The 12,573-nt window shown below is 47.1% G+C and carries 8 protein-coding genes and 1 other RNA gene; 5 read left to right on the forward strand and 4 right to left on the reverse strand.

Annotation, left to right across the window (positions count from 1 at the left end):
- Positions 1–61: 61 nt before the first annotated feature.
- From DWX28_RS08350 to DWX28_RS08360, 3 genes are all read right to left on the reverse strand, one after another.
- Positions 62–1,051 carry a 2-hydroxyacid dehydrogenase gene (locus tag DWX28_RS08350; RefSeq protein WP_022215292.1) on the reverse strand — a complete coding sequence of 330 codons (990 nt, stop codon included), beginning with the start codon at positions 1,049–1,051 and terminating at the stop codon, positions 62–64.
- A 172-nt stretch (positions 1,052–1,223) separates the two neighbouring features.
- Positions 1,224–2,510 carry a 3-phosphoshikimate 1-carboxyvinyltransferase gene (gene aroA / locus DWX28_RS08355; RefSeq protein WP_118252435.1) on the reverse strand — a complete coding sequence of 429 codons (1,287 nt, stop codon included), beginning with the start codon at positions 2,508–2,510 and terminating at the stop codon, positions 1,224–1,226.
- Between the two features lie 15 nt (positions 2,511–2,525).
- Complete coding sequence (locus DWX28_RS08360) at positions 2,526–3,617, reverse strand: prephenate dehydrogenase (RefSeq protein ID WP_022215294.1); 1,092 nt, start codon at positions 3,615–3,617, stop codon at positions 2,526–2,528.
- Positions 3,618–3,845: 228 nt separating this feature from the next.
- On the opposite strand from DWX28_RS08360, the gene DWX28_RS08365 reads away from it, so the two are divergent.
- On the forward strand, positions 3,846–5,936 hold the full coding sequence (locus tag DWX28_RS08365) for an elongation factor G (RefSeq protein ID WP_118252436.1): 2,091 nt from the start codon (positions 3,846–3,848) through the stop codon (positions 5,934–5,936).
- A gap of 115 nt (positions 5,937–6,051) precedes the next feature.
- Here DWX28_RS08365 and DWX28_RS08370 read toward each other — a convergent pair whose 3' ends face one another.
- Positions 6,052–7,275 (reverse strand): dicarboxylate/amino acid:cation symporter, encoded by a 1,224-nt coding sequence (locus tag DWX28_RS08370; RefSeq protein WP_118252437.1) that lies wholly within the window; start codon positions 7,273–7,275, stop codon positions 6,052–6,054.
- 214 nt (positions 7,276–7,489) lie between these two features.
- Here DWX28_RS08370 and leuS point away from each other — a divergent pair, with 214 nt between their 5' ends.
- The 4 genes from leuS (at position 7,490) to DWX28_RS08390 (ending at position 12,486) form a co-directional block, all read left to right on the forward strand.
- The gene (gene leuS / locus DWX28_RS08375; protein WP_118252438.1) at positions 7,490–9,892 is read left to right on the forward strand and encodes a leucine--tRNA ligase; all 2,403 of its coding nucleotides are present in this window, start codon (positions 7,490–7,492) and stop codon (positions 9,890–9,892) included.
- Between the two features lie 65 nt (positions 9,893–9,957).
- A non-coding RNA gene (ssrS, locus tag DWX28_RS08380) (6S RNA) lies at positions 9,958–10,136 on the forward strand.
- Positions 10,137–10,200: 64 nt separating this feature from the next.
- The gene (locus tag DWX28_RS08385; RefSeq protein WP_022215299.1) at positions 10,201–11,253 is read left to right on the forward strand and encodes an aldose epimerase family protein; all 1,053 of its coding nucleotides are present in this window, start codon (positions 10,201–10,203) and stop codon (positions 11,251–11,253) included.
- A 69-nt stretch (positions 11,254–11,322) separates the two neighbouring features.
- On the forward strand, positions 11,323–12,486 hold the full coding sequence (locus DWX28_RS08390; protein ID WP_118252439.1) for a SpoIID/LytB domain-containing protein: 1,164 nt from the start codon (positions 11,323–11,325) through the stop codon (positions 12,484–12,486).
- Positions 12,487–12,573: the final 87 nt, after the last annotated feature.

The following is a 12,573-nucleotide window of genomic DNA, read 5'->3' on the forward strand; positions in this document are numbered from 1 at the left end:
ATGGAAAGCACTTTGCACCTTCCAGAAGAAATTAAAGTGTTGTCAGGAATGGACAATAAGATTAAATATGCACTTCGTTTCTGAGTTCCTGCCCTGTGCGAAAAGCCTCAGCATTCTCAAGTGTCGTCTCAGCGATATTGGTAAGCGCCTCCTCTGTAAAAAATCCCTGGTGGGAAGTGAGCGCAACGTTCGGGAAAGAGAGCAGTCTCTGCACGGTAGAGGTTTTGAGGATATGCTCGGACATATCTTCATAGACAAAATCAGACTCTTCTTCATAAACATCGAGCCCTACAGCGAAAAATTTGTGATCCCGGATACCTGCGATCAGGTCTTCGGTGCAGATCAGGCCGCCGCGGGAGGTGTTTACGAGAATGACACCGTCTTTCATCCGGGAGAGGCTTTCCTTATTGATCATATGGTAAGTGTCCGGCGTGAGCGGGCAGTGCAGGCTGATCAGGTCACTGGAAGAAAGAAGCGTTTCAAGAGAAACATAATTAAGATCTGTCTGCGTTTTGTCCGGATACAGGTCGTAGGCGAGCAGTTTCATGCCGAAGCCGCGGCAGATACGCGCCATGGCAAGCCCGATCTTGCCGGTTCCGACGATCCCGGCTGTTTTTTTATACAGGTTTACTCCCATGAGACCATTGAGGGAAAAATTGTTTTCGCGGCATTTGATATAAGCTTTGTGGGTATGACGGTTGGCAGTGAGGACGAGAGCCATCGCAAGCTCGGCGACTGCTTCCGGAGAATAACCGGGAACGCGGAGGACTTTGATGTCACATTCAGCAGCAGTTTTGAGATCTACATTATTATAACCGGCACAGCGCATCAGGATCAGACGGATACCCTGATGTGCGAGCTCTTCGATCACTTCTGTTCCAAGGTCTGCGTTTACAAAAGCGCAGATCCCATCGTAACCGGCGGCGAGGGAAACAGTCTCTGCGTAGAGATTTGCTTCAATAAAGGTAATGTCGATATCAGGATGCTCCGGTTTCAGTTTATCAAAAAATCTCTGGTCATAATCTCTTGCACCATAAAATAATATTTTCATCGTGTACACTCCCTTGTCTTGATTTTCATTTTCCATCTCAGACTTAGAATGCCCTGAGAGAAAAAAGAGTATGCACGGAAAGATACAGAAACAAAAAACTGCTGTCTGCATGAAAATAGATCATGGAAACAGCAGTTTTTATTATAGAATCGTTTTAATTGTGTGCAGGTATTTATTTTTGTCTACTTGAATCTAAGCTATAAAGATCATGATAGAATTCCGGATAGGAGATATTAACGCATTCTCCATTCAGGATATCCACGGTGCCATCACAGATCGTTCCTGCCACAGCAAAAGACATGGCAATGCGGTGGTCGAGATGGGAGTCGATCACTGCACCGTGAAGCGGTTTGCCGCCGTGAATGATCATGCCGTCATCTGTGCCCTCGATATCAGCACCCATGCGAGTGAGATTGTCAACCATAACTGCGATACGGTCAGATTCTTTGACTTTGAGTTCCTGTGCATCGCGGATGATCGTGGTTCCCTCGGCAAAAGCAGCCATAACTGCGATCATCGGGATCTCATCGATCAGGGTCGGGATGATGCCGCCCTCGATGACAGTTCCCTTAAGAGAGCTGGTGCGGATCAGAAGATCAGCTGTCGGCTCTCCCTCAGTGCTTTCGTTCAGAAGAGTGATATCAGCGCCCATATCCATGCAGACCTTGAGGATTCCGGCACGGGTCGGGTTGATCCCTACATTCTTAAGAAGGATCTCACTTCCAGGGGTCAGAAGTCCGGCTGCGATAAAGTAAGCGGCAGAAGAGATATCACCAGGAACCTGGACTTCTCTTCCCTCAAGGACCGGTTCCGGCTTGATGGAAGCGGTCGTTCCCTCGGAGGTGATATCAGCACCGAAATAATTCAGCATGATCTCTGTATGGTTACGGGAAAGAAATGGCTCTGTTACGCTGGTGATCCCGTCCGCATACATACCGGCAAGCAGAACGCAGGATTTGACCTGTGCAGAAGCAACCGGTGAATCGTAATGAGTGGCGTGAAGCGGCTTTCCGTGGATGATAAGTGGTGCACATCCATTGTCCAGCTTACTTGTGATATCAGCGCCCATGGAAGTAAGAGGAGTCATGATACGCTTCATCGGGCGGGTGCGGATCGAATCGTCTCCGTCAAGTTCAGAAGTAAATTTCTGTCCGGCAAGGATTCCTGAGATCAGACGGGTCGTGGTTCCGCTGTTGCCGACATCAAGGATACCTGTCGGTGCACTGAGTCCGTGAAGACCTTTGCCGTGTACAAGGATCTTGTCGCCGTTCCGGTCAATATCGATCCCCATTTTGCGGAAGCAGGAGATCGTCGAGAGACAGTCAGCACCCTCGAGAAAATGCGTGATCCTGGTGGTGCCATTGGCGAGTGAGCCAAACATGACTGCACGGTGTGAGATGGATTTATCGCCCGGAACTGTAAGAGTTCCTCTTAAATTGGTTTGTTTTTTGATTTCCATTATTTTATTCTACTCCTACCGTTCGTATACGATGTAATTACGTTTCTTAAGAAGGGCAGTTCCGCGCTTCATCGCATCTTCCTCATAGAATTCGATCTTCAGGACACCTTGCTCAAATTCACGGTTGTGGATGATGCCGATGTTCTTGATACTGATCCCTTCCATAGCAAGAATTGTGGCAATTGTGGCAATTCCACCAGCTTCATCAACAATATCAATATACAGGACATAAGTCTTGTTGATAAGTCCGGAAGAAGTGGTGTCGATGGAGTCGCGGTAATCTCTGGAGTTGGCGAACATATCATAGAGGGTTTCTGCCTCAAGATTGTCAACAGAGCAGCGTGCCTGGATCAGCATCTTGATGTATTCGTCCAGCACATGAGAGATGTTCTCATGGTTTTCGAGGCAGATCTGCTCCCACATGACAGGGGAGGAGGATGCGATACGTGTGATATCGCGGAAACCGCCTGCTGCGATCGTCTTCATGTATTCAGCATCGTTATCCAGCTCTCTGACGAGATTTACCAGAGTGGAAGCAATGATATGCGGAAGATGGCTGACGCCGGCTGTGATAAAATCGTGTTCCTCACAGGTAAGGACCATCGGGATCGAACCAAGAGAATCGATCAGTTCAGAAAACTCGGTGATTTTTTCAAGAGGAACCTGTCCGCCCGGAGTCAGGATATAGTAAGCATTCTCAAGCAGATGGTCGGATGAATATTCAAATCCGGAACGCTCAGAACCAGCCATAGGATGTCCACCGATAAAGCAGTATTCCATGCCGAGTTCCTCGACTGCTTTGTGGATCGGTCCTTTGACGCTTCCTGCGTCTGTAATGATACATCCTTCCTTGATGACATCCTTGAGATATCTGAGATATTCAATATTATACTCTACCGGAGCGCAGAGAAAAATATAATCACACATGGCATAACGGTCATCCCGTTCTTCCAGTGTGGCGTCAATAGCACCGCAGTTCAGTGCGGCAGCCAGAGTTTCTTTGTGTTTCGCATATGCGAGAATGTGATAATCCGGGTGAAACTTGCGGATCGTTTTGGCAATAGATCCTCCGATCAGGCCGAGCCCGATAAAACCTATGGTTTTCATGATGTCTGTGTCCTTTCCAGTTACTACTTATCTATTAGTAGACAAAACTATGGTTCTATTTTAAAAGATACGAGGAAAAATGTCAAACATAGGTACAAAATAGGTGAATTCGATGAATAATTGCAAAAACAGCTCAAAAAAAGTTGTTAAAATTATATAAAATACTTGAAAAGTTGAAAGAATTTTAGTAAAATATGGACATATCAGACAAACAGGGAGGTATTACATATGGACGTTTATAGAACTGACCGAATTCGCAATGTGGTTCTTTTGGGTCATGGGGGATCCGGCAAGACCACATTAGCAGAGGCAATGGCTTATCTGGCAGGAATGACAAGTCGTCTTGGCAGAGTAGAAGATGGAAATACCGTCAGCGATTTTGATAAGGAGGAGATCAAGAGACATTTTTCAATCTCCACATCTGTGATCCCGGTTCCGTGGGACAAGGTGAAGATCAATATCCTGGATACTCCTGGTTACTTTGACTTCGTAGGAGAAGTAGAGGAAGCGGTCAGCGCAGCAGACGCAGCCATCATCGTTGTTTCCGGTAAGGCCGGAGTTCAGGTCGGTACACAGAAAGCATGGAATCTCTGCGAGAAATATAAATTACCTCGTATGATCTTTGTAACAGATATGGACGTGGATGATGTCAGCTATCGTAAAGTAGTAGAGGATCTTACCGAACTTTATGGCAAGAAGATCGCGCCGCTGCATTTCCCGATCCGTGAAGATGGCAAGTTCGTCGGCTATGTCAATGTCGTGAAGCAGGCAGGCCGAAGATATATCGACAAAGCAGGCAAGGAGCCTTGCGATGTTCCGGAATATCTGGAAGAATACCTTGAGAAATATCATGAAACTCTGATGGAATCTGTTGCTGAGACGAGTGAAGAGTTCATGGACCGTTATTTCGAGGGAGATACCTTCTCCGTAACAGAAGTTTCCGCAGCACTTGCAACCAATGTACAGGACGCAAGCATCGTTCCGGTATGCATGGGATCACCGATCAACCTTCGAGGCGTTTCCAACCTTCTCGATGATATCTGTGGATATTTCCCGAGCCCGGACAAGCGCGCATGCAACGGTATTTCCCAGAAGACCAATGAGATCTTTGAAGCAAACTATGACTTTGCCAAAGCGAAATCTGCATACGTATGGAAGACCATCGCAGATCCGTTCCTCGGCAAATATTCTCTGATCAAAGTTGTTTCCGGTGTTATCAAATCCGATGATACTCTGCTCAACGTAGAGAAGGGTGAGGAAGAACGACTGAACAAATTATATGTTCTTGAGGGCTCCAAACCGATCGAAGTTCCGGAACTCCACGCAGGTGATATCGGCGCGATCGCCAAACTCGCAAGCGTACAGACCGGCGACAGCCTTGCAACAAAGGCAGCTCCGGTGCTCTATCCGAAGGCTCTCATTTCCACTCCTTATACCTATAAGAGATATAAGGCAGTCAAGAAGGGCGACGAGGACAAGATCGCACAGGCTCTCGCCAAGATGATGAGTGAGGACAAGACCCTCCGTGCAGTCAATGATTCTGCCAACAGACAGACATTACTCTATGGTATGGGCGACCAGCACCTTGATATCGTAGTAAGCAAGCTCAAAGAACGCTACAAAGTAGACGTAGAACTTTCCAAACCGAAGGTAGCTTTCCGCGAGACCATCCGCAAGAACTCCGACGTAGAGGGCAAACATAAGAAACAGTCCGGTGGACACGGACAGTACGGACATGTCAAGATGCGCTTCGAGCCATCCGGCGACCTGGAGACACCTTATGTATTTGAGCAGGTAGTCGTAGGCGGTGCTGTTCCGAAGAACTACTTCCCGGCAGTTGAGAAGGGCCTTCAGGAAAGCGTTCAGAAGGGACCTCTGGCTGCTTATCCGGTAGTAGGCGTTAAGGCTACACTTTACGATGGATCTTATCATCCGGTAGACTCTTCCGAGATGGCATTCAAGATGGCAACGATCCTGGCGTTCAAGAAAGGCTTTATGGATGCATCTCCTGTACTCCTTGAGCCGATCGTAAGCATGAAGATCACTGTTCCGGACAAATACACCGGTGATGTTATGGGCGATCTCAACAAGAGACGTGGACGTGTTCTTGGAATGAACCCGGATCATGAAGGCAATACCATCATCGAGGCTGATGTACCACAGCTTGAAATCTATGGATATTCTACAACACTTCGTTCCATGACTGGTGGAAGCGGCGACTTCTCCTATGAGTTCGCACGCTATGAGCAGGCTCCGAGCGATATCCAGGCTAAGGAGATTGAGGCACGTGCAAGCAAAGTAGACAACGCAGATGCATAAATGATCAGACTCCTGTGAATTAAGAAATAAAGAAAACCGGCTGCTGAATCTGTTTTGAATAGATTCAGCAGCTGGTTTTTGCTGTGCATAAAATATGTAATTCAGAAAAACCGGATCATTCTTTGATCTTGATCTTGTTTTTTAGTACAACGCAACAGGCAAGGTCTCCAATAACATTGACGCAGGTTGCACCCATATCACACAGAGTGTTGATACTGATGTAAACACCAAGGATACCTGCCGGAAGTCCTGCCATGGTTGCCAGTGCTGCAAAAGAAGCGATCGCACCGCCAGGGATACCAGGAGTACCTACAGACAGAAGCACGTTTGCCAGAAGGATCACGATCATCAAGGAAACGCTGACATTGATTCCGCAGGCGTTGGCGAAGAACATGATCATAAAGGACATTACGATGGATACCGCGTCCATGTTGACAGTGGCACCAAGCGGGATCGCGATACTGGTGATCTGGTTGGAAACACCCATCTCTTCCTCCATACACTGTTTGCTGATCGGGATAGTAGCGGAGCTTGAACAGGTTCCGAATGCATTCAGTGCAGCAGGCATGATCGCTTTGAAGAAGCGGATCGGGCTTTCTTTGCCAAGGATCTTGACAGACAGACCATACACGAGAAAAGCAAAACCGAAAAATGCCACATAAAGGATGATGAGCTGTGTTGCCAGTGAAAGGATGGTCTCTGTTCCGTTTGCCTCAACGACCGGTACGATCGTACAGAAGACACCGATCGGGGTAAAGTACATGATCGTGCCGATGATCTTCAGACAGATCTCATTCAGTGAATCAATAAAATCAAGGAATGGTTTGCCTTTTTCTCCGATGGAGATCAGGGTAAAACCGATGATCACTGCGAATACGAGAACCTGGAGCATATTTCCCTCGGCAAAAGCCTTGACAGGGTTTGACGGGATCAGGTTTTTGATCGTATCCAGGATACTGCTCATCTCGGTTGCCTGGATATCGGCAGTTGCCATCTCAAAAGAAACACCTCTTCCAAGATGGATCAGACGCGGGATGATAAGACCGACGAGGCTGGCAAGTGCGGTGGTACTGAGAAAATATACCATGGCAGAGCCTGTGATCTTTCCGGTGGTGCGGATATTTCCGATGCTGCAGATACCGATGACGATCGAACAGAAGACCATAGGGAAGATCATCATGTTCAGGGCATTCATGTAGATGCCTCCGATCAGACTGGTGACAGTCAGAACCGGTGCATATCGTCCGGCAAGAAAAAGTCCGGTCAGGATACCAAGGACCAGTCCGGTAAAGATCGCCTGGGTGATATGCTTCTTGTACCAGGAATAAAACGACTTCATTATATTGTTCCCTCCTCATAAAAATAATAAAAAACACGAAAAAAAATTATATCATGTCGAAAAATGTGCGTCAACAGAAATGCTTTACTTTGATAAAGTTCGCCTTTTTGTTGAGAATAAGCGGATAATCGCGAAACGTTACATTGACAAAACGCTCTCCTTGAATTAAAATTAATTCTCAGATACAACAATGAATGTTGGAGGAACCATAGAGATGAAATACTTTTTTAAAAAAATTGAGCCCAAGTGGCAGGCGAAATGGGAAGAAAGCAAAGTCTTCGAAGCCAAGGACAACAGTGACAAACCGAAGTTCTATGGTCTGGTAGAGTTTCCATATCCAAGTGGCGCAGGTATGCATGTAGGACACATCAAAGCATACTCAAGCCTTGAGGTTATTTCCAGAAAACGTCGTATGGAAGGCTACAATGTACTTTTCCCGATCGGATTTGATGCATTCGGTCTTCCTACCGAGAACTATGCAGTCAAGACAGGAACACACCCACGTATCATCACAGATGAGAACATCAAGAAATTCTCCAACCAGTTAAAGAAAGTTGGATTTTCCTTTGACTGGAACCGTGTGATCGATACTACAGATGAGGATTACTACAAATGGACACAGTGGATCTTCCTCAAAATGTTTGAGAAGGGTCTCGTATTCAGAGACAGAACTCTTGTAAACTACTGCCCGCACTGCAAGGTCGTTCTTTCCAATGAGGACAGCCAGGGCGGCAAATGCGATATCTGCCACAGCGAAGTTGTGCAGAAATCCAAGGACGTATGGTATCTGAGGATCACTCAGTACGCAGACAAACTCCTGGAAGGCCTCAAGGACGTTGACTATCCGGACAATGTAAAGCAGCAGCAGATCCACTGGATCGGTAAATCCAAGGGCGCTTTTGTAGACTTCGACATCGACGGAATCGACGAGAAGCTTGAGATTTATACAACCAGACCGGATACTCTGTTTGGTGTTACTTTCATGGTAATCGCACCGGAGCATCCGATCATCGACAAATACAAAGACAAAGTCGCAAACATGGACGAGATCACTGCATACCGTAATGAATGTGCCAAGAAGACAGAGTTCGAGAGAACTCAGCTTGTCAAGGACAAGACAGGTGTGCGTATCCAGGGATTTGAGGGAATCAACCCTGTAAACGGCAAGAAGATCCCGATCTACATTGCAGACTATGTAATGATGGGTTATGGTACAGGTGCGATCATGGCAGTACCGGCTCATGACCAGCGTGACTATGATTTCGCAAAGAAATTCGGCATCGACATCATCGAAGTCATCAAGGGTGGAGACATCACCAAGGAAGCCTACACAGGTGACGGAGAGATGGTCAACTCTGAATTCCTCAACGGATACACCAAGAAAAAAGATTCTATCGAGCGTATGCTGGAAGAACTTGAGAAGAAGGGCATCGGTAAAGCAGGCGTTCAGTACAAGATGAAAGACTGGGCATTCAACCGCCAGAGATACTGGGGTGAGCCGATCCCGCTGATCCATTGCCCGAACTGCGGTGTTGTAGCTGTTCCGGAAGAAGAACTTCCGCTTCGTCTGCCGGATGTCAAGGACTTCGAGCCGGGTGAGGACGGACAGTCACCACTTGCCAAGATCGATTCCTTCGTAAACTGCACCTGCCCGAAATGTGGCGCTGCAGCGAAACGTGAGACAGACACCATGCCTCAGTGGGCAGGATCTTCCTGGTATTTCCTGAGATATACAGATCCGCACAATACACATGCACTGGCTGATATGGACAAACTGAAATACTGGATGCCGGTTGACTGGTACAATGGTGGTATGGAACACGTTACCAGACATATGATCTACTCCAGATTCTGGCATCATTTCCTGTATGACCTGGGTGTTGTCAATACACCGGAACCATATGCAAAACGTTCCATCCAGGGACTGATCCTCGGACCGGACGGAGACAAGATGAGTAAATCCAAGGGAAACGTTGTTGACCCGCTTGACATCGTAGAAGAATATGGTGCAGATACTCTTCGTACCTATGTACTGTTCATGGGTGATTACGGCGCAGCAACTCCATGGAGTGACAGCTCTGTAAAAGGCTGCAAGAAATTCCTTGACCGTGTGGCAGGTCTGACAGATCTCATTTCTGAGGAACCTGTTTCCGATGAACTGGAAATGAAGATCCACCGTACCATCAAGAAAGTTTCTTCCGATATCGAGAACCTGAAGTTCAACACAGCGATCGCCAGCCTGATGACTCTTCTTAACGAGATCACAGCAGAAGGACGCCTCAGCAAAGATGACCTGGGCATCTTTATCAAGCTCTTAAGCCCGTTTGCTCCGCATCTCTGCGAAGAAATCTGGGAGTTCCTCGGCGGAGAAGGTCTGCTTGCAGTTGCTTCCTGGCCGGTATACGATGAAGGCAAGACTGTTGCCAAGACAGTTGAGATCGGTGTACAGGTAAATGGTAAGGTAAGAGGAACTGTAGTTCTTCCAAACGGCTGTGAGAAAGAGAAGGCATTCGAGATCGCCAAAGCAGATGAGAGGATCGCTTCCTTCCTCGAAGGCAAGAACCTCATCAAAGAGATCTATGTACCGAACAAGATCATCAACTTTGTTGCAAAATAATAAATTTTTCCAACATTTTATGTTGAAAAATCACATACAATAGAGTACAATAAAATACAACAAAAGAATTCCTGGAATGTGCGATGCCCCTTTTTTTATTTGAACCTACATTTATTAATAGGGAATCCAACATCGCTGCTGTGATGTCAGGCCTCTCGTCGTGGAAGGCAGATCATCAGTTGAGGACACCCAACCTGGCGAAAGCTAGGCGTCAAATGGAAGGGAACGGCATTCCGGGGGAATTAAGAAAGAATGAGCCATTTGTATATGGCTCTTTTTTTGAAGAATGAATCGGGAGGAATTACAGCATGGTAACAGAGAGGATTTTTGGAAATTTACCTTCAGGTGAAGAATCACATATTTATCACATTGAGAATGCGGCAGGAGCTTACATAGAAGTTTCACAGTATGGTGCGATCCTGGTGAATGTCTGCGTGCCGGATAAGGATGGCAGACTGACAGACGTAGTCCTTGGATACGATGATCTTGAGAGCTATTTTGTAAATGGATGCTTTTTCGGAGCATGCATCGGCAGAAGCGGCAACCGTATCGCAGATTCCAGATTTATGCTGGATGGCACAGAGATCAAACTGACGCCAAACGAAGGCAAGAACAATCTCCACAGCGGCCCGGACGGATTTGAGAAGAAACTGTGGAATGCATCTGCAGTAGAGGGACAGAATGCAGTTACTTTTTCCAGGATCAGTCCTGATGGAGAGAATGGCTATCCGGGAGAATTCGAAGTTTCTGTTACTTATGAGCTGACAGAGGAGAATGCAGTCCGCATCGTTTACTCCGGTGTGAGCGACAAGACAACCGTTGCAAACATGACGAACCACTCCTATTTCAACCTGAACGGAGAGGGCAGCGGCACTGCAATGGACCAGTATCTTACCATTCATGCGCAGGAATACACTCCGGTCCGTGAGGATTCCATTCCGCTTGGCGAGAATGCATCTGTTGAGGGAACTCCGATGGATTTCCGTACCGCAAAGCAGATCGGCAGAGATATCGAGGCTGATTTTGAACAGCTCAAATTCACAGGAGGTTTTGACCATAACTATGTGACAGACGGATACAACAAGGCGAGTATCCGTGAGATCGCTTCTGCGTGGTCAGAGAAATCCGGTATCCAGATGGATGTTCTTACAGATTGCCCATGCGTACAGTTCTATGCGGCAAACTTCGTGGAGGATGAGCACGGTAAGAACGGACATGTTTATAATAAACGTGAGGCATTCTGCCTTGAGACACAGGTAGAGCCGAATGCAGTCAATGTAGAGAATTTCCATTCACCAGTTCTGGAAGCAGGAGAGAAATATTACTCTGAGACAGTTTACAGATTCTCTGTAAGAAAATAACAGCCATGTTTTCTGGCTTTCCTCATATAATGGATTATGAGGAAAGCCAGATTTTTTTATGTGCATTTAATGTTGCTTGTGGTGCTGCTGAATGAACTGTGTATACATGACGGTGCAGCAGCCGGACAGACGAAAGAAAACAAGACAGAACCCGAGATCCGGGTAGCACTTACGGATTCTGATTTTCAGTCTGTATATCATGATTCTGTGACAATTTCCTTAAATGGAGAAGAGACTGTCTATGAAGCGGAGGCACTGCGTGGAAGAAATGAGATCATCTCGATCCCGGAGCAGGAAGGAGGAATCCTGATCCCGTCGATCCACAGGCAGTGCGGGACACCTTCCTATGGCGGCAGACTTGAGATCCGGCCGTGTGAAGAGGGACTTCTGGCGATCAATATTCTTCCGCTGGAAAAATATCTGGAGGCAGTTGTCCCGAGTGAGATGCCATCCACATACGAAAAAGAAGCGCTCAAAGCGCAGGCAGTCTGTGCGAGAACCTACGCCTGGAAGCAGATGCAGGGCAGCAGACTCCATGAATATGGTGCAGATGTGGATGACAGCGTAAGTTATCAGGTTTACCAGAATGTTGCACCGCAGGAATCGACAACAAAAGCGGTCAGGGAAACCGAAGGAATGATCCTGTCCCAGAATGGACAGCCTGTAGAGGCGTATTATTTTTCTACCTCGGCGGGTGTGACGAGCACGGATGAGATCTGGGGAGTTAGCGAAACTGCATCTTATCTCAAAAGCGTTCCCTGTGAATTTGACGCAGAAGAGCCCTGGAGTGCATGGACGGTGCAGATCCCCTGGACTGCTCTGGAAGAGAAGGCCGTTTCCCTTCTGAACCTCGCAGGAAAACTGAAAGCAGTTTCTGTTCAGAAGAAAAGCCAGAGCGGTGCAGTGACAGAACTTACCGTAACGACAGAGGGTGGAACAGGAACGGTTGACGGAGAGTATTCCATAAGGGAATTTCTTTCTCCCAGGGGCTGCAAGATCACAGAAAAAGACGGCAGCGTTACAGAAGGGGGAAAACTTCTCCCCAGTGCCTACTTCGAGATCCAGAGCCAGGATGCGGATGGAATCACCCTGAAAGGCGGGGGATACGGGCACGGCGTAGGAATGAGTCAGACTGCCGCGAATGAGATGGCGAAGGAAGGATACAGCTATGAGGAGATCCTGGAATATTTTTTTCGGGAGATTGAGTTTGTAGACATTTATGGTGTGAAATAAGTGTTTTTTGCTCAGTAGCTGTGTGCGGAGCGAACAGTAACTCAAACTTGTCACATTGTACACGATATGGTACAATGGTCAATAGAC

Source organism: Blautia sp. AF19-10LB (genome assembly GCF_003461245.1).
GTDB classification, from domain to species: Bacteria; Bacillota; Clostridia; order Lachnospirales; family Lachnospiraceae; genus Blautia_A; species Blautia_A intestinihominis.